General features: G+C 65.3%; 19 protein-coding genes. 13 read left to right on the top strand and 6 right to left on the bottom strand.

The genetic code is table 11. The features are described 5' to 3' along the window. Window positions 1-142: 142 nt before the first annotated feature. From V6M37_RS05505 to nudB, 4 genes are all read left to right on the top strand, one after another. On the top strand, window positions 143-1,765 hold the full coding sequence (locus V6M37_RS05505; RefSeq protein ID WP_332671524.1) for a response regulator: 1,623 nt from the start codon (window positions 143-145) through the stop codon (window positions 1,763-1,765). A gap of 65 nt (window positions 1,766-1,830) precedes the next feature. Beyond that, window positions 1,831-2,196 (top strand): ribonuclease domain-containing protein, encoded by a 366-nt coding sequence (locus V6M37_RS05500; RefSeq protein ID WP_332671523.1) that lies wholly within the window; start codon window positions 1,831-1,833, stop codon window positions 2,194-2,196. After that, window positions 2,193-2,636: a barstar family protein gene (locus V6M37_RS05495; RefSeq protein WP_332671522.1), complete on the top strand. Its 444-nt coding sequence runs from the start codon at window positions 2,193-2,195 to the stop codon at window positions 2,634-2,636. Before V6M37_RS05500 ends, V6M37_RS05495 begins: the two co-directional genes overlap by 4 nt. Next, the gene (gene nudB / locus V6M37_RS05490; RefSeq protein ID WP_332671521.1) at window positions 2,633-3,187 is read left to right on the top strand and encodes a dihydroneopterin triphosphate diphosphatase; all 555 of its coding nucleotides are present in this window, start codon (window positions 2,633-2,635) and stop codon (window positions 3,185-3,187) included. The genes V6M37_RS05495 and nudB overlap by 4 nt, the downstream gene beginning before the upstream one ends. Here the strand turns inward: nudB and V6M37_RS05485 are convergent. Next, window positions 3,112-3,333, bottom strand: a complete 222-nt coding sequence (locus tag V6M37_RS05485) for a cysteine-rich CWC family protein (RefSeq protein WP_332671520.1) — start codon at window positions 3,331-3,333, stop codon at window positions 3,112-3,114. The genes nudB and V6M37_RS05485 overlap by 76 nt on opposite strands. Before the next feature lie 128 nt (window positions 3,334-3,461). Here V6M37_RS05485 and V6M37_RS05480 point away from each other — a divergent pair, with 128 nt between their 5' ends. The 5 genes from V6M37_RS05480 to V6M37_RS05460 all read left to right on the top strand — a co-directional run bounded on the left by V6M37_RS05480 (window position 3,462) and on the right by V6M37_RS05460 (window position 8,334). Then, on the top strand, window positions 3,462-3,881 hold the full coding sequence (locus V6M37_RS05480) for an Hsp20/alpha crystallin family protein (protein WP_332671519.1): 420 nt from the start codon (window positions 3,462-3,464) through the stop codon (window positions 3,879-3,881). Window positions 3,882-4,016: 135 nt separating this feature from the next. Then, the gene (gene argB / locus V6M37_RS05475; protein ID WP_332671518.1) at window positions 4,017-4,919 is read left to right on the top strand and encodes an acetylglutamate kinase; all 903 of its coding nucleotides are present in this window, start codon (window positions 4,017-4,019) and stop codon (window positions 4,917-4,919) included. 65 nt (window positions 4,920-4,984) lie between these two features. After that, a complete protein-coding gene (locus V6M37_RS05470) occupies window positions 4,985-6,160 on the top strand; it encodes a VanZ family protein (RefSeq protein WP_332671517.1) in 1,176 nt (391 codons plus the stop codon). Window positions 6,161-6,436: 276 nt separating this feature from the next. After that, window positions 6,437-7,399, top strand: coding sequence for a polysaccharide deacetylase family protein (locus tag V6M37_RS05465; protein ID WP_332671516.1), 963 nt, complete (start codon window positions 6,437-6,439; stop codon window positions 7,397-7,399). Further along, window positions 7,399-8,334, top strand: coding sequence for a GNAT family N-acetyltransferase (locus V6M37_RS05460; RefSeq protein WP_332671515.1), 936 nt, complete (start codon window positions 7,399-7,401; stop codon window positions 8,332-8,334). The genes V6M37_RS05465 and V6M37_RS05460 overlap by 1 nt, the downstream gene beginning before the upstream one ends. Window positions 8,335-8,337: 3 nt before the next feature. On the opposite strand, the gene V6M37_RS05455 is transcribed toward V6M37_RS05460, so the two are convergent. The 4 genes from V6M37_RS05455 to V6M37_RS05440 all read right to left on the bottom strand — a co-directional run bounded on the left by V6M37_RS05455 (window position 8,338) and on the right by V6M37_RS05440 (window position 11,030). Continuing rightward, window positions 8,338-8,970, bottom strand: coding sequence for a hypothetical protein (locus V6M37_RS05455; RefSeq protein ID WP_332671514.1), 633 nt, complete (start codon window positions 8,968-8,970; stop codon window positions 8,338-8,340). Between the two features lie 115 nt (window positions 8,971-9,085). Continuing rightward, complete coding sequence (locus tag V6M37_RS05450) at window positions 9,086-9,955, bottom strand: hydrolase 1, exosortase A system-associated (RefSeq protein ID WP_332671513.1); 870 nt, start codon at window positions 9,953-9,955, stop codon at window positions 9,086-9,088. Continuing rightward, window positions 9,952-10,770 (bottom strand): hydrolase 2, exosortase A system-associated, encoded by an 819-nt coding sequence (locus V6M37_RS05445; protein ID WP_332671512.1) that lies wholly within the window; start codon window positions 10,768-10,770, stop codon window positions 9,952-9,954. The genes V6M37_RS05450 and V6M37_RS05445 overlap by 4 nt, the downstream gene beginning before the upstream one ends. A gap of 11 nt (window positions 10,771-10,781) precedes the next feature. Further along, on the bottom strand, window positions 10,782-11,030 hold the full coding sequence (locus tag V6M37_RS05440; RefSeq protein ID WP_332671511.1) for an acyl carrier protein: 249 nt from the start codon (window positions 11,028-11,030) through the stop codon (window positions 10,782-10,784). Between the two features lie 159 nt (window positions 11,031-11,189). On the opposite strand from V6M37_RS05440, the gene V6M37_RS05435 reads away from it, so the two are divergent. From V6M37_RS05435 to V6M37_RS05420, 4 genes are all read left to right on the top strand, one after another. After that, complete coding sequence (locus tag V6M37_RS05435; RefSeq protein WP_332671510.1) at window positions 11,190-11,918, top strand: GNAT family N-acetyltransferase; 729 nt, start codon at window positions 11,190-11,192, stop codon at window positions 11,916-11,918. Between the two features lie 89 nt (window positions 11,919-12,007). Then, a complete protein-coding gene (locus V6M37_RS05430; protein WP_332671509.1) occupies window positions 12,008-13,588 on the top strand; it encodes an acyl-CoA ligase (AMP-forming), exosortase A system-associated in 1,581 nt (526 codons plus the stop codon). A 98-nt stretch (window positions 13,589-13,686) separates the two neighbouring features. After that, entirely contained in the window at window positions 13,687-14,931 is a 1,245-nt protein-coding gene (locus tag V6M37_RS05425; RefSeq protein WP_332671508.1) for a pyridoxal-dependent decarboxylase, exosortase A system-associated, read from the top strand. Window positions 14,932-14,942: 11 nt separating this feature from the next. After that, window positions 14,943-15,884, top strand: a complete 942-nt coding sequence (locus tag V6M37_RS05420; RefSeq protein ID WP_332671507.1) for a glycosyltransferase family 2 protein — start codon at window positions 14,943-14,945, stop codon at window positions 15,882-15,884. A gap of 25 nt (window positions 15,885-15,909) precedes the next feature. Here the strand turns inward: V6M37_RS05420 and pth are convergent, their stop codons facing one another. After that, on the bottom strand, window positions 15,910-17,817 hold the full coding sequence (gene pth, locus V6M37_RS05415; RefSeq protein ID WP_332671506.1) for an aminoacyl-tRNA hydrolase: 1,908 nt from the start codon (window positions 17,815-17,817) through the stop codon (window positions 15,910-15,912). Between the last annotated feature and the right edge of the window lie 63 nt (window positions 17,818-17,880).

Below are 17,880 nucleotides of genomic sequence, written 5' to 3'. Positions count from 1 at the left end.
TCGCACCGAAGGCGGATGCGTGTCATCCGCCTTTTTTTCGCCCGTCGCGCACGGATTGCGCCGTCCGAGCCTTCAGCAACGGGCGGCCGATGCCGTAAGCTCTCGCACAGCCTTCGCTTCTCACCCGACCGCGCGCCTCGCCATGGCAGATCTCGACCGCCTCAGCCTCCTCATCATCGAAGCCAACCAGGGCATGCGCGGCCAGTTGCGCTCGATGATTAACAACATCGGCATCAACAACGTGCAGTTCGCCCCTTCGGCGGGCGTGGCGATCGGCCGGCTGCGCGAACGGCGCTTCGACATCATCCTGTGCGAGTACAATCTCGGCGAAGGGCAGGACGGCCAGCACCTGCTGGAGGATCTGCGCACGAAGGAAATCATTCCGCTCGACACGCTGTTCATCATGATCACCGGCGAGCGCAGTTACGAACGCGTCGTCGGCGCGGCGGAACTCGCGCCGAACGATTACATCCTCAAGCCGCTGACACCCGACACGCTCCAGTTCCGGCTCGCACGGGCGCTCGAGAAGCGCGACATCTTCCGTCCCGTTTATCGACTCATCGAGAAAGGCGACGCGCACGAGGCGATCGACGCGTGCATCAGCGGACGGGACGCACAGTCGCGCTACGCCATCGATTTCATGCGACTCGAGGCGGAACTGCAGATGGCGCTGGGGCATACCGCGGTCGCCGAGGAGATCTACCGCGAAATCCTCGAGAGCAAAACCATCCCGTGGGCACGGCTCGGGCTCGCGAAAACGCTGTTCGCGCGCAAGGAGTACGCCGAAGCGGAAGAACTCCTCGCCGCACTGGTCGGCGAAAACGCGCGCTACATCGACGCCTACGACTGGCTCGCGCGCGTCCGCGAAGAGGGCGGCCGCATCGACGAGGCCCGCGACACGCTCGCCGCCGCCGTCACGCTGTCGCCGCACCGAATCGGGCGTCTGCGCCATCTCGGCAACGTCCTGCTTGCCGTCGGCGACCATCCGGCGGCCGAGCGCACGCTCGCCGAGGTCGTGCGCAAGGGCAAGTACTCCGATTTCCGCGACCCGGAAGACCATGTCCGCCTCGTCCGGGCGCAGCTCGGACAAGGGCGGGTCGGCGAAGCCGAAGCGACGATCCGCGACCTGGAGCGCTCGATGGACGGCCTGCCCGCAACGACCTTGTGCAGCGCGCTGTCGAAGGCGCTCTATTTCAACCAGGTCGGCTCTCCCGATCAGGCACAGGCCGCGCTCCAGTCGGGGATCGGTGCCGATGCCGATGTCACGAGCCTGTCCGTCGACATGAAACAGGAGCTCGCGAAAGCCTGCCTCGACAACCATCTCGAGGCCGAAGGCAGCCTGCTCGTGATGGACATCCTGCGCAATTCGGCCGATGAGCGCACGGTCGAAACGACGCGGGCGCTTCTGCGCGCGCGAGGGCGGGAAGAACTGTCCGACGAACTCGAGCAGCGGGTACACGGCGAGGTGAAGAGCCTCATCGCCGCCGGCGCCGACAAGGTCCGGAGCGGGGATTACGACGGCGCGGTGCAGGAGATGATGAGCGCCGTGCAAAAGATGCCGGGGAACCCGCACGTCCTCTTCAACGCCGCGCTCGCGCTGCTGCGGCACATCGAGAACCGCGGCTGGAACGAACGTCTGGCGGCCCAGGCGCGCGGGATGATCGGGCGCACGCGCAAGCTCGATCCCGCGAACCCGCGGCTCGAAGCGATCACCGATTTCATGCACCAGCTGTCGAAGAAATACGGCGCACGCCCAGTCGCCTGAGCGTCGCCGGCCGCTCCTGCATCGCGGCCCGCAGAAGCCGCATCCTCGTTCCGGGAGAATCCAACGTGCGCCCCCTCGCGCTGCGACTCGTCTTTTTCCTCGCCTTCGCGCTCGCGTCGCTTCCCGGTTGCGGCCGCGACGCGAGCCCCCGTTCCGGCACCGCGGACCTGCCGCCCGAAGCGATCGCGACGCTGGAACGAATCCAGGCCGGCGGACCTTTCCTGTTCAGGAAGGATGGCACGACCTTCCAGAACCGCGAACGGCTGCTGCCGCCGAAGCCTCGCGGCTATTATCGGGAATACACTGTGCCCACGCCCGGATCGCGCGACCGCGGCGCCCGGCGGCTCGTCACAGGCGGTGATCCGCCGGTCGTCTTCTACTACACGGAAGACCATTACCGCAGCTTCCGTCGCATCGAGACGCAGCCATGACCGACGACAAAAAACTCGCTCACCTGCTCCGGCAGCCGCGGCGGGCCGGGCTCTATCGCCTGACGCGCCCGCTTGCGAATGCCCTCGCACCGGCGGCGCAGGCCGCCGGCTTTCCGATCCTCGGGTGCGATCTCTCCTCCTGCGCCGACAAGGCGGACTTTCTCGACCGCATCGCCGCAGCGCTCCGCTTTCCTGAGTGGTTCGGGCACAACTGGGACGCGCTCACCGACTGCCTCGGCGACCTGGGCTGGCTGCCGGCCGATGGTTACGTGATCGTGCTGGCAAACGCCGATCCCTTCAGGGCCTCCGCCGAAGCGGCCTTCGACACCGCGCTCGAAATCTTCGACGAGGCGGCGCAGGACTGGGCGAACGAAGGCGTGCCGATGTGGATCTTCGTCGACACCGGCGCGCGCGCGGCGCGGCTGCGTGAGCTCCCATGACATCGCCACTCCGCTTCAAGCAGCCCGTCTCGGTCCTCGTCGTCGTGCACACGCCTGCGCTGCAGATCCTGCTGCTCGAGCGCGTTTCCCCGCCCGGCTTCTGGCAATCGGTGACCGGCAGCCTCGAACCGGGCGAGACGCCGGCGCAGGCGGCGCTGCGCGAAGTTGCCGAGGAAACGGGCGTCGTTGCCGCTCCCCGGCAACTGGACGACTGGCAACGCTGCAACCGTTTCGAGATCCGCCCGGAGTGGCGCCACCGCTACGACCCGGCAGTCACGCACAACGTCGAACACGTGTTCAGCCTGCAGGTGGCCGACGGTCAGGCGACACGGCTGGCCGAGGACGAACACCGCGCGCTGCTATGGCTGCCGCTCGACCAAGCGGCGGAGAAGGTCTTCTCCTGGACGAATCGCGCCGCGATCTTGCAGTTGCAAGCCCGGCTTTCGGGTCAACGTCCGACCGCGGACCGCGCCGTTCAATCCCGCGAGGATTCGCCCGACGTAGCGGCCGACGCCACGCCGAGCAGCGACTTCAGGCAGTCCGGGCAATAACATCCCGCGGCCTTGTCCGGAAGCGACGAGACCGCCGGGAGCGTCGCACACCAGCACTCCGACCACCCGGCCTGCAGTCCGCACTGAAACCCGCGCCGCAACGCGAACAGAGGTTCGGCGCCGGCATGGCTGGCGTTGTCGTTCATGAAACCATCTCCTGTGGGGCCCCTGGACTTTACGTCGGCAGCGGCGGAAAGCCGGGTTGAAATGCCGTCGCTCGAACCTATATTGGTTGTGTGAGTAGTCCAGGACCTGCCAACACAAGGAGATAGCGATGGCCAATCTGATTCGTCGTGACCCGTTCGATGACCTGTTGCGCGGCTTCTTCGTCCGTCCGGTGGACTTCGGCAGCGGAGAAGTCAGCGAGGCGCCGCAGATGCGCGTCGACGTCAAGGAAGCGAACGACGCCTATCAAGTCCATGCCGAGCTGCCCGGGATCAAGAAGGAAGACATCCACGTGCACATCGACGGACCGGTGGTTTCGATCACCGCCGAGCGCAAGCAGGAGAAGGAAGTCAAGGAAGGCGAGCGCGTGCTGCGCACCGAGCGTTACTTCGGCAAGGTGTCCCGCAGCTTCCAGCTCGGGCAGGAAGTCGACGAAGCCCAATCGTCGGCGAAGTTCAACGACGGCGTGCTGGAACTGAGACTGCCGAAGAAGGCGCAGGCACAGGCGAAGCGACTGACGATCGACTAATGCCGGGTCGGCGGGGCGCAGTCCGCTCCGCCGCACGCTTTTGCGGGCCGGATCGCGGCCCGTATCTTTTTCCGGCGCTTCAGCTTTGCAGGATCACTCTTTAGAATGGCGCGACTCCGTCATCAGGAACCCGCCATGTCACGCCCTGCCGCCACCGACCTCATCACCCCCGCCCGCAAGGCCGAGATCCTGGCCGAGGCGCTGCCGTACATCAAACGCTTCTTCGACAAGACGGTTGTCATCAAATACGGCGGCAACGCGATGACCGATCCGCACCTCAAGGACTGCTTCGCGCGCGATGTCGTGCTGCTGAAGCTCGTCGGTCTCAATCCGGTCGTCGTACACGGCGGTGGCCCCCAGATCGAAACCCTGCTCGCCCGCGTCGGCAAGAAAGGCGAGTTCGTCCAGGGCATGCGCGTGACCGACGCGGAGACGATGGAAGTCGTCGAAATGGTGCTCGGCGGCCAAGTGAACAAGGAAATCGTCAATCTCATCAACCAACACGGCGGCAAGGCCGTGGGGCTGACCGGCAAGGATGCGAGCTTCATCCGCGCGAAGAAGCTGCTGATGCAGAAGGAAGACGCGGCGCCCGGCGATGTCGTCGATGTGGGTCTCGTCGGCGAGATTACCAAGATCGACCCGAGCCTGATCGCGTTCCTCGACCAGGGCGATTTCATTCCCGTCATCGCCCCGATCGGCGTCGGCGAAGAAGGCGAAACCTACAACATCAACGCGGACGTCGTCGCCGGCAAGCTCGCGGAAATCCTGAAGGCGGAGAAGCTCGTGCTGCTGACGAATACGCCGGGCGTGCTGGACAAGGCCGGCAACCTGCTGACCGGCCTGACGCCGCGGCAAATCGACGATCTCGTCGCGGACGGTACCTTGTCAGGCGGCATGCTGCCGAAGATCAGCTCGGCGCTCGACGCGGCACGGAACGGCGTGAAGTCGGTGCATATCATCGACGGCAGGGTCGAACACGCGTTGCTGCTGGAAATCCTCACCGATCACGGGGTGGGGACGATGATCAAGAGCAAGTGAAATAGGACCGGTCGGAACAATAACTTGCGGAAGCGGCGCGAACGGTCAGGTAAATTGATTCCCTCATGCGCACACTGCTAATCGTCGTCGCAGCACTGATCGCATACGGTTCGCTCTATCCATTCTCGTTCGACACGCGGGAAGGGAACCTACACGAACTCGCAGCGTTGTTCCGCACGGCCTCGCTTTCGAACTCGCGCGGCGACATTGTCGGGAACGTCCTTCTCTTTGTGCCGTACGGTTTTTTCGCCGCGCTCTCGTCCGGGCGCGAAGGGGCGCGGCCGCGGATCGCATTCTTGCCGATCGCATTCGGTCTCATGCTCGCGCCCGCCCTACAAGTCATGCAGATCTGGATCCCCGGACGCGTGCCGGCACTCGGTGACGCTGTACTTAACGGTTTCGGCCTGCTGCTCGGTTATCTCGTGGGGATCGTCTCTCGTGGGCGACTGCAGACGGGCGCCGCAGGGAGTACTTCCACGGTGCTCGTACCGCTAGGCCTGATGCTGTTATGGGTCGCGTATCGTTGGTTTCCGCTGGTGCCGACGCTCGACTTCCAGAACATGCGCGGCGCGTTGAAGCCGCTGCTGGTCCATCCACGGGTCAACGTTGCCGCCGTTCTGCTCAACGCGGTCGCCTGGCTTCCGTTTTTCAAACTATTCGATTTCACCCCGCTCAAGGACCTGCCACGTCTCTGGCTTGCTGCTGGCGCGGTCGCGATCACGCTGATGCAGATTCTCTTCGTAGGGGGACGCATTTCTGTCGCGAATGTCCTCGGGGTTTCGCTCGCGATCGCGGCCCTACCGCTTCTCAGACACCCACGTGCGTTACCACTGGCGTGCGCCGCGCTCCTCGTAAGCCTGCTAGCAGCGGGTCTGCAACCTTTCGGAATCGCCGCTGCACCCAATGACTTCCGCTGGCTGCCGTTTAGCGGGTTTCTCGAGGGCAACATGGAAGGCAACGCCCACAACCTCGTCGAGAAACTCTATCTCTACGGCTCCGCCATATTTCTGCTTTGGCGCAACGGCACGACGATTACAGGGGCCTCGCTGGCGGTTGCCCTGTTGCTTGCCCTGGTCGAAGGAAGTCAGATCATGTTGGTCGGCCGGACACCCGAAACGACGGATCCGCTACTCGCATTGCTGATTGGCTACGCTATTTCCCGAACGTCATCCAAAGGGCGCGCGGGCCAAGACAGAAGGCATTCCGGATCGGTGCGACGAAACGCACGCGTAGCAGTCTGAGCCCGAATCCCGGTGTCTACATCCGAACGTTAGCGCACAGAGCGACAGCTCCTCACTCGCCGTGCCAGAGGGTAGCGCGCGACGCGAAACGGTCAGTGAAGACAAGCCGCAGAACGTCGTCGCTGATAGCAGTCGATAGACTCCCGGACACATCTCGCAACGCTCTGCCTCCTCGTGTCATATGCCGATCCCCGCACTGCGCTTATGATGACGGAAGCGGCCGCCGAGCACGACATGATGACGCGGCGCCTATGGAAAGACAAGGAGACTTGACGGGTGAAGGTGTTGCTCACGTTCGACGTCGAGGTCTGGTGCAATAGCTGGGCCACGCTCGAGCAGGATTTCCCTTCCAGCTTCGACCGCTACGTTTACGGACGGACGACAAAAGGGGATTTCGCGCTCCCGAAGACGCTTGAGGTGCTCGACCGGAACGGCCTGAAAGGCGTGTTCTTCGTCGAGCCGCTCTTCGCCGCCCGTTTCGGTATTGAGCCGCTCGCGACAATCGTCGAACTGATCCGCGAGGCCGGCCAAGAGGTGCAGCTTCATCTGCACCCCGAATGGACCGACGAGGCACGCGTCCCGCTGCTGCCAAACGTGACGCATAAGCGCCAACACCTGTCGTACTACAGCGGCGAGGAACAGGCAGCGTTGATCGCACACGGCATCCGCCTGCTCGTTGAAGCCGGCGCCCCCGCGCCGGTCGCGTTCCGGTCAGGCAGTTTCGCGTGCAATGACGATACGTTTACCGCAGTCGCCGCGAACGGTCTGCGTTTCGACAGCAGCGTAAACGCCGCACTAGGGGTGTCGACTCCGGCATCGTCGCTCGACCCTGCCGCCGGGCATTGCGAGCCGTTTGATTTCAACGGTCTCGGTATGTACCCGATGACACTGCTGCGGGACGGATTCGGGCGGTTACGCCACGCGCAAATCGGCGCTTGCGGGGCATCCGAGCTGATGACAGCCCTCGACGTCGCTTGCGAAGGTACTTGGCCGGCTTTCGTCCTGCTGTCGCACAATTTCGAGCTGATGATCCCGGACAAGCTCGCCCCCGATCCAATCGTCGTGAAGCGCTTCGAGCGCCTATGCCGTCACCTTGACGACAATAGGGCATCGATGCCGACCACCGGCTTCGCACAACTACCGCCTCTCTCGGCGCCGCGCGGCCTCCCCCTTCCCGCGGTCGGCCGGCTCCCGACCGCTCTCCGCTATTTCGAGCAGGCGCTGCGCCGACTCCATTGATGAAACTCAACGACTGGCATCCCTACCGGCACGAGCTGAAGTACCGGCTCGGAGAGTTGACGCTTGCCCGAAGTCACCTTGACGTTTTGCGCAGGGTCTATACGCTAAACGACATCCGCGACTTCGTAGGCGATCCCGCGCTGCCCGCACTCCCGGCGGGCCTCGACGGCTATCTGCTCGCAAACATTCCGCGGCCTGGCGTAAGCGGGGCGATCGAAAGCGCCGGGTCGCTGATGAGTTACTGCCTCAAGTCGTACCAGCGCTGCTACATCGACATGCAAGGTGACTTCGCAGCGTACCTTTCGAAGTTCTCCGGCAAATCGCGCTCGGGGATCAACCGGAAGGTGCGCAAGTTCGCGGAGCATGCTGGAAAACTCGATTTCCGCAGCTACCGGACGCCGGACGAAATCGTGATCTTTCTCGATGTCGCCCGCAGCGTTTCGGCCGCGAGCTACCAAGAGCGCTTGCTCGACTGCGGCCTGCCAACCAACCAGACATTCATCGATCGAGCTCTCGACGCGGCGCAGCACGACGAAGTCAGGGCATTCCTGCTATTCGCCAACGAGCACCCCGTGTCGTATCTGTACTGCCCCGTGCACGACGGCGTGCTGGAGTACGCATTCCTCGGCTTCCTGCCCGATTTCGCCGGCCTCTCGCCGGGCACCGTGCTGCAGTGGCTCGCGCTCGAGCAGCTTTTCGCCGAGCAGCGTTTCACCGCGTTCGACTTCACCGAAGGCGAGTCGGAGCACAAGCTGTTCTTCAGCACCCATCAGACACCGTGCAGCCAGCAACTGCTCCTGCGCCCGTCCTTGCGTACCCACGTGAGCGCACGGCTCCACCGAGGGATAGATTCGACTTCGCGGCTGATTGGCGAAGGACTCGACCGCTACGGGTTGAAAAGCCGCGTGAAGAAGTGGCTGAGGCAGAGGGCCTGATTGCTACAGGCACAGGTCGAACGCCGCGAAGCCCTCTGGTCGGCGCCAACGTAGCACGACACAGTTCAGCAGTACGACGAGATCGATTCGCCCGATCAGCCGCATACCGCCTTTCTCCATCCCGCGCTGTGAAGCGAGGTTGTCCGGGCTCGTCTCCGCGATCATTCGCTCGAATCCCGCCTGCCCCGCGACCCACGCGCGCACGTCGAGCGACCGTCCCTGACAGCCGCGCCCACGATAGTCGTCGACGGTGAAAGCGTGCCCGACGAGCGCGGCCGTGCGCGGCAAGCCGAGCAGCTTCACGGTTCGGTTGCGCTTGAACACGAACGCATGGTGGACGATCCGTCCGTCATTAGTGAAAACGACGCCGAGGACACGATCCTTGCGTACGTCGTCGAGATAGTCAGCGTTTTCGCGGTTCATCGCCACAAGCGCGCCGCATAACGGCTGATGCAGCGCCAGATTCTCGTGCGTAAGGATAAGCGCCTGCTCGCCGTCGCCGAGCGACGGAAAAGGCGCGTTGTCGCATAACCGCTCATAGAGCAGATGTGTGCGCGAACGGACCAAGAGGCGCGCGCCACGGCGCAGCGTCGCCAGGACGCGGGTCTGCGTCACCGATTCGACGAGACGGCGCATCGCTGTGAACGGGTGAGGTGGTCCGCGCGTGTTCGCGCCCGACGGTGGTCAAGCGAGGCGCCGAAAGGGAAAGCCTCTGCGACCCGCGCCCCGGCCTTGGCTCCAACTGCGCCCCTCATCGACACTTCTGGGCGAACCGATCGAAGCGGGCAACGGCATTAAGCGTCGCGTCCGCGACGGAGTTGCGCGCCGTCGCGCTGGAAAACGTGTGGTCGGCGTCGAAGTGCATCGTTCCGATGCAGCGCTCGCCTTCCATCAGTCGCTTCCACGCCGCCGACTCGGCGAGCACACCTTCGAATTCGCGCGCGACGTAGTCGCGGCGGCTCAGAAACACCGCGAACGGAAGGTCTGACGCGTCGAGCCTCGCAGCCATCCGCCCGGGTATGCTCGAATCCGTAGCGTCGGGGCCGCCCCCGCCCTTCGACGCCGCGCGGATGGCGCCCGCGACGCCGCCAACCGAGGCTCCGAGTGCGACCCGCCCTGAGACGAGCTTCTTCCAGAACGCGGGGTCCGTCAGACGTCGCAGGTAGTAATGCTTGAGATAGGTCTTCGCGACACCTGCTTCGGTCTTGACCCACGGGTTCAGCAGCACGAGTCCCGCGACACGCTCGTCGGTCGGCGCATAAAAGCACGCGACGCTGGCGCCGTCGCACAAGCCCCACAGCACGACTTGCCGCAGGCCCGGCTGCCGCGCAAAAAACGCGTCCAGAGCCGCCCGCACATCCGTGTCCACCGCCTCAAAGGAATGCTGCTCGCCGCTTCCGTCTCCCATCCCGCGGTAGTCGAAGCGCATGCACGCGATACCGTTCATCGCGAGATGCCGTGACAGCAGCACGAACTGCCGATGGCTTCCGACACGATACTGCGGCCCCCCGACGATCACGAGCACGCCGAGCGACGGCTGGCCGATTTCCGGGGCCGAGACGATGCCTAGGAGCTCGTCGCCCTGGCAGTCGAAGAGGAAGGCCGAGTCGACAACGTTCATTTGACGAAGCGATCCAGGATCGCCGCCGAGCGCTCAATCAGCAGCGGCGCAAGCTCGATTTCCTGCGTCTGCCAGAACGGCGGACCGGCAATCGCTTCGGCCGTTACCGGCGTCCCGTCGGCGGACCAGCGGGAGACGCTCGCCTGCAGCGCCGGCGAAACGTCCGTCCTTTCGCCGCTGCCGACCTCGAGCAGGGCGACCGGCGACGGGTACGACGCGGGCAGTCGCAGCGCCGCCATGTCGAGGCCCGACGCGAGCGGCGGCGACAGGCGGTAGCCGGCGACTTCGACACCGCGCCCGGCGTTTAGCTCGTCCCGGATCTTCGCCATGACCGCCTTCGCATCGGACTCGGCGAGCATCTCGCTCGCAGCCTTGAGCCGCAGGAACTGCGTGAGGTGCTGCTTACCGTTCGCCACCGGCTGCCACACGAGCAGCGGCGGGCGCGCATCGCCCCGGGCAATCCAGTCGGCCGCGAGCAGCGAACCGCCCCGCATCGACCAGAGCGCGACCGGGGCGTCGATATGGCGGCGCAGCCAATCCCAGCCGAGCCCGACATCGGCGATCCATCCGTCCCATGTGGCGTCACCGAAGTCGCCCGCGCTGTCGCCGCAGCCGTGGCAATCGACCTGCAGGACCAGCCATCCTCGCTCGGCGAAGTCGCGCGCAGCGAGCGCCACCATGCGGCGGGACTTGTTCAACTCCTCCGCGAACGGGTGCAGGTAGAGCAGCCCACCGACCGGGTCGCCGTCCGGACGCGTGACGAGGCAGAAACGTTTGCCTGCGGGGCCGTCGAGGAAGAAGGCTTCGCGGCGCACGGGGCGTGCAGTCAGGAGAGCTTGCCGGAAACGAAGTTGACGAGCGAGCCGACCGTCGCGAACGCGGATCCGTCGATTTCGTCGTCCTCCACGACGAACCCGAACCGCTCCTCGAGCATGTTGATGACCCCGACGACCGCCATCGAGTCGAGTTCGGGCACGGCACCGAGCAACGGCGTATCGAGGTCGAATTCCAAGGCACGTCCGTTGAGGCTCAAGACCTCGTCGACGACGGCGAGCACTTCTTGTTTGATATCCAAGGACAACTCCTGAAGCTTTAGGGCGAACAGTGGTCGAACGAGGCGCCCCAATTGCGCATTGCTATTATATGCCGCCAAAGCGGCACGCTCATGACACAATCGGACCATACGGCTCCGGAAAGCCGACAACAATAACCGAACGTCCCGAGGCAACGTTCAATGGCCCTGCAGAGAATCGCCCGAAATTTTACGCAGCTCGGCTGGATCGAGGCGATCCATTATTTCGTCGCGCGCACGGTCTCGAGGATCAGCGGCCGACGTGTCCGGATCGTTCGCTACCACCTTGTCGCCCAGCCGGTCCCGATCGATGCGGCAGCGGCATGCCGCCCTTCGGCAAAGAATCCTGTCGAGTTCGCCGACGCCGACGCCCCGATCGTCGCCGAGTTTCCGCGGCCGCCGGCTGTCATCGCGAAGCGCTTCGCCGACGGCGGCCAGTGTCTCGTCGCCCGCGCGGGCGAGCGGTTCGCTGGCTTTCTGTGGCTCGCACGTGGCCATTACGACGAAGACATGGTGCGCTGCCGTTACGCGCTCGCCGTTCCGGAAGCGAGTGCGTGGGACTATGACGTCTATGTCGCGCCGGAGTTTCGGGTGGGCCGGACGTTCGCGCGGCTATGGGACACCGCCAACGAGCACCTGCGGGCGGACGGCGTGCTATGGAGCTTTTCGCGCATCGAATCGGTCAACCCGCAGTCGCTGAACGCCCATCGCCGGTTGGGCGTCCGCAAGCTCTTCAGCGTGACCTTCGTCCGCGTCGGCCCGCTGCAGCTCACCGTCGCCGGCATTGCGCCGTATCTTCACCTTTCGCTTTCCGAACGCTCCCGCCCGACGCTGCACCTGAAGCCGCCGCGAGGAGGCATGCCAACAAAATCTGTTGCAACAATGAAATGACATTTCCGCTACGGTAAACGCAATTCGACCGCAGCGGATTTTGCCGGCCGCAGCTTCCCCATTTCGCTTTTTTTACGATCCGTAACACCATGAACGCGACGATACTCTTGCATCAATTAATCCTCGCCTCGGCCGAGCGAGCCCCCGAGACCGCGGCGATTACCGCGGGCGCAGAGACATCGACCTACGCCGCGCTCGCCGGCGACGTTGCGGCTTTTGCGGCCGGTCTGCGGGGGCTCGGCCTCGACCGGGGAGAGCGCGTCGGCATCTACCTCGACAAGCGCGCCGAAACCGTCACGTCATTCTTCGGCGCGACGGCCGCCGGCGGCGTGTTCGTGCCGGTCAACCCGATCCTCAAAGCGGAACAGGTCGCCTACATCCTCCAGGACTGCAACGTTCGCGTGCTCGTGACGAGTCCGGAGCGGCTCGCCGCCATCGGCGACGCGCTCTGCGCGTGCCACGACCTGCGTCACGTGGTGCTGACCGGCCGCCCTTCGGAACGGCCGACGGTGTCGGGCGCGACGGTGCATTGCTGGAACGATCTCCTCGACGCCCCGCCGGCGCCCGGTCACCGCGTCATCGACGTCGACATGGCGGCGATCCTCTACACCTCGGGCAGCACCGGCCGGCCGAAAGGCGTCGTGCTGTCCCACCGCAACATGGTCACGGGCGCGAAGAGCGTCGCGCAGTATCTCGAAAACCGGCCCGGCGACACGCTGCTCGCGGCGCTGCCGCTGTCGTTCGACGCCGGGTTCTCGCAACTTTCGACCGCGTTTCACGCCGGCGCCCGGGTCGTGCTGCTGAATTACCTGATGCCGCGCGACGTGCTGAAGGCGATGGAACGCGAGAAGGTCACCGGCCTGACCGCGGTGCCGCCGTTGTGGATCCAGCTTTCGCAACTGCAGTGGCCCGAGTCGGTCGGCGAGCACCTGCGCTATTTTGCCAATACCGGCGGACGCATGCCGCTGGAAACGCTCACCCGGCTGCGCTCGCTCGTCCCCACGACGAAGCCGTTCCTGATGTACGGCCTTACCGAAGCCTTTCGTGCGACCTACCTTCCTCCCGAGGAAGTCGATCGCCGGCCCGATTCGATCGGGAAGGCGATTCCGAACGCGGACGTGCTCGTCCTGCGCGACGACGGCACCGAATGCGCCCCGAACGAGCCGGGCGAGCTGGTGCAGCGCGGCGCGCTCGTCGGCATGGGCTACTGGAACGACCCGGAAAAGACCGCCGAACGCTACAAGCCGCTGCCCGCGGCGCTCCGCAGCCGCGAAGGCGGCCTCGTGATTCCCGAACTCGCGGTGTTCTCGGGCGACAACGTACGACGTGACGAGGACGGCTTCCTGTACTTCATCAGCCGGCGCGACGAGATGATGAAGACCTCCGGCTACCGCGTGAGCCCGACGGAGGTCGAAGAGATTTTGTACGCGACCCGGCTGGTCGGCGAATGCGCCGCGTTCGGCGTCCCGCACGAGACGCTCGGGCAGGCGATCGCCGTCGTCGTTACGGCCCCCGACGGCGCCACAGTGGATGCGGACCGGCTGCTCGCCGAATGCCGCGCTCGCATGCCCGCGTACATGGTCCCGAGCCGGATCGACGTGCGGGAAGGGCCGCTGCCGCGCAACCCGAACGGAAAGATCGACCGCAAGGCGCTTTCCGCGACCGTTTGACACGACTACGCGACGGCCGATAACTTCCTCTGAGGCGAATGAGAAAGCAGCGGCATGACGACCGCCGCGCCGACCAACACTTACCCGAACAGATGCCCATGAACGCGCCCGCTCGCCCCCCCCCCGTCCACGCGCCGATCAACCAGTTTCCGGTCGAAAACGGCGAGCTCGTCGTCGGCGACCTGCCGCTCACGCGCCTCGCCGCCCGCGTCGGTCGTACGCCCTTTTATGCCTACGACCGGGAATTGTTGAACCGTCGTGTCGCGGAACTGAGGGCCGCGCTGCCGCGCGAAGTGCAGCTGCACTACGCGATGAAGGCGAACCCGATGCCAGCGCTCGTCGCACACATGACGCGGCTCGTCGACGGCATCGACGTCGCCTCGGCCGGCGAGCTCAAGATCGCGCTCGACGCCGGGGCCGACCCGCACGACATCAGCTTCGCGGGGCCCGGCAAGCAGGACGCCGAGCTGATGCAGGCGGTCGCCGCCGGCATTCTCGTAAACGTCGAATCGTTCCGCGAGATCGCCCCGCTCGCCGAATGCGCCGCGAAGCTCGGGCTCCCGGCCCGTGTCGCGGTCCGTGTGAATCCTGACTTCGAGCTCAAATCGTCGGGGATGAAGATGGGCGGCGGACCGAAGCAGTTCGGCGTCGATGCCGAAGAGGTGCCGGCGCTGCTCTCCGCGATCGGCCGTGCCGGCCTCGCGTTCGAAGGCTTCCATCTGTTCGCCGGCTCGCAGAACCTCAAGGCCGAGGCGATCGTCGAGGCGCAGCGGAAGAGCTTCGCGCTCGCCCTTCGACTCGCCGAACACGCGCCCGCGCCGGTCAGGTTCCTGAACCTCGGCGGCGGCTTCGGCATCCCTTACTTCCCCGGTGAGCAGCGCCTGGACCTCACGCCCATCGGCGACAACCTCGCCGCGCTCGTCGACGAGGCGAAACCGAAGCTGCCCCAAGCCTGCGTCGTCATCGAGCTCGGCCGCTACCTTGTCGGCGAGGCCGGTCTCTACGTCTGCCGCGTCATCGACAAGAAAATCTCGCGCGGGCATACCTACCTCGTGACCGACGGCGGCCTACATCACCACCTGTCGGCGAGCGGCAATTTCGGCCAGGTCATCCGAAAGAATTATCCTGTCGCGATCGGCAACCGCATGAGCGACGCTGCCGGCGAGCCCAGTTCAGTCGTCGGCCCCCTGTGCACCCCGCTCGACCTGCTAGCAGAAAAAATGGCACTGCCGCACGCGGAACCGGGTGACCTCGTCGTGATCTTCCAGTCCGGCGCGTACGGCGCAAGCGCGAGCCCGCAGGCGTTTCTCGGGCACCCGTCGAGCATCGAAGTCCTCGTCTGACCTTGATGGAAATGGCACCCGACCCAAACGACGCGCCCCTCGTCAGCGTCGTCATTCCCGCGTACAACTGCGCCCGACTCCTCGGCCGCGCGATCGAGAGCGCTCTCGGCCAGACGTATCCCAACCTTGAATGCATCGTGGTGGACGACGGCTCGACCGACGGCACACCCGAGGTCGTAACGTCGTTCGGCGACCGCGTTCTGGCGCTGCGGCAGCGCAACGCCGGGGCATCGGCCGCGCGCAACGCCGGGATCGCCGCGGCGCGGGGGCGATACATCGCCTTTCTCGACGCCGACGACTACTGGCTGGACACGAAAATCACGAACCAGATCGAAGTGTTCCGGCGCCACCCGGAACTGGTTCTCGTCGGGTGCGACTTCGGCTGGGACTACCGGCGCGACGGCGAGCCCGATTCCGGGGTTGCCTTTGATGCGGAGCGAGTCGAGGTCTTCCGCGACCTCACGCAACTATTGCGCGACCCGTACCTCGGCACGCCGACCGTCATCGCCGAAACCGGGGCGATACGCGCAGTCGGCGGTTTCGACGTCGACCTGCCGATCGCCGAAGACGTCGATCTGTATTTCAAGCTCTGCGCAAACCGGCCGTACGCGATCCTGCGTCAGCCGCTCGCACGCTTCCAGCTCCGCGCCGGCAGCCTTACGAAGCGGCTGAGCGGCTACGAGGACAACCTGAAAGTGTTCGACCGCCTCGAAAGGACGCTCCCCGAGCTTTCGCCGGCTCAGCACGCGCTGTTCCGCACGCGGCGTATGGAGGTCTACGCCCGCTGGATTTCCGACCTGCTCGTGCGCGGAAACGGGCGTGACGCGCGCCGCGTGCTGAAGCAAAGCACGCAGGCGGGCGCTCTTCCCGGCTACCATCGGCTCTATCTCAAGTCGCTGATCGCGCCGGCCATGCCGCGGCTCAAACGGGTTCGGCGCGCGCTCGCGAGCTGAGCACGAAGCTACTGTCCGCGGAAGGTCAGGCCATGTCGCGAACCGAAGTCTCCGTGCGAGTCGACGCGTCCTCAAGCGCCTCGATCGAGGTTTCGCCCTCCTGTGCAGCCGATCCCGCCAGCGTACGGACTTCCTTGCAAACGATCGCAGCGGCCTTTTCGAGCGCAAGCCTCACCGTCGGCTCATCCGCCTTCGAATATTCGGCGAGGACGAGTTCGAGCGCGCGACGCCGATCGTCGGATCGACGCATGCCCACGCGCACCCTGCGGAACTCGCCCGACCCCAGGGTCGAAATCACCGACCGCACACCCTTGTGGCCGGCATCGCCGCCGCTCATCTTCAGCCGGACGTCGCCGAACGGCAGATCGAGGTCGTCGTGGATAACGATGCACCGAGACAGCGGCGTACCGAGGCGCGCGAGGAAGCGTCGGAGCGGGTCGCCGCTGCGATTCATGTTCGCCCCCGGCTTGAAGAGTGTTACCGGCAATCCGGCGAGCATCACGCGGGCGACGACCCCGTCGGCGTCCTCCTCCCAGACCCCGCCCGCCTCCTCGCACAGCTCGTCCAGCGCCCGATGGCCAACGTTGTGCGGCGTGTTGCGAAACTGCTCGCCCGGATTGCCGAGGCCGACGATCACAGGAGGTCCGTCGGCTTGCGCGACAACCGCGCTGCCCGTCGCCGGAACCGCGCCCGACGTTGGTTCGATCGGCTCGATCGATCGCGGACCACTTGCCACCCGAAGATAACGGCATCGCGCGCAGAACGACGCGCGACCGCATTTGTCCTTCCAGCATGCGACGTTGCCGGTCCGGGCGAGCATCAGGCGCACGAGGTGGTCGGCCTTGTTCGATCCCTTCAGAAGGACGAGGTCGCCGGCCCGCAGGGCGCTACGGAGGTAAATTGCCGCCTCTCGTACTGATGGAATTCCGACAAGCCGCTTTCCGGCCTGATCCGCCTGCCCCTTCACCGCGCGGTGCGCGTGCGGCCCGACGAACACGACGAGGTCCGCGATTTCCAGCGCCTGCTTGGCGACTTTCGGATACACCTTCGACGCGGAACCGGAATAATCCGACAGGGTGCCCAAAATCATCACCTTGCGTGCGGCCCGTGCCTGCCGAATGAACTCGAACGGCGCGTCGAGCGACCACAGCGGCGCCTTCCAGTCGTCGCGCACGAAGGTCACCCCGTCGTCGCACGGAACGACTTGCATGCGCCCCTCGGGCGACTCGGCTTTTCCGAGTGCTTCGATCGCTCGTTCGAGCGGCAAGCCCGCCGCGAGTGCGACACCGAGTGCCGCGAGCACCGCGAGAGAGAGTTGCGTTCCGTGCAACCGGGTCGGCACATCGTGCGTTCTTCCCTGGTACTCGACCTTCAGCGTCAGGGGCTCCGGCCAGACCGACCGCGTTTCGATCAGCCTCAAGGTCGCGCCCGGGCTTTCACCGATCCAGATCACGCGCCGATTCGTCGCCGCGCCGATCTCGCGCACCCTTGGGTCGTCAATGTTCAGCACGGCGACCCCGTCGGGTGGCAGCGCCGTCACGACCTTGCCTTTCTCTTCGGCAATCGCCTCGAGGCTTTTGAACGAGCTGTAATGGTCGCGCGCAATGACCGTCAGCACCGAGATTGTCGGCTTGACGAGTTGAAGGGGAAAGTCGAGGTAGCCCGGTCTGCTGGCGGAAAGCTCGACGACGGCAAAGCGATGTTCCCTCCTAAACCGGGTTACCGTCTCCGCTATGGCGTAGTGCTCGTTGGCCGATTGTGATGTGGCTTCACACGGACCGAACTCCGACAGCATCGATTTGCATAGGTCCTTGGTCGTCGTCTTGCCCGCGCTGCCGGTGATGCCGATGACGACAGTATTTCGCCGCAGGCGCCGGTTGATCCATGCGCCCGGATACAGGAACGCGCGCCGGACGGTTTTGCGCGCGTCCACGACCCCCCCGCTGATTCGGGTGCGCAGGCTAGACAAAGTGCTCTTGGCGGCACGAGCGAAAAA

The organism is Aromatoleum sp. (genome assembly GCF_036675785.1).
GTDB lineage: Bacteria > Pseudomonadota > Gammaproteobacteria > Burkholderiales > Rhodocyclaceae > Aromatoleum.
The sequence above is the reverse complement of the archived record's forward strand: the minus strand, read 5'-3'. Positions and strand labels throughout refer to the sequence as shown.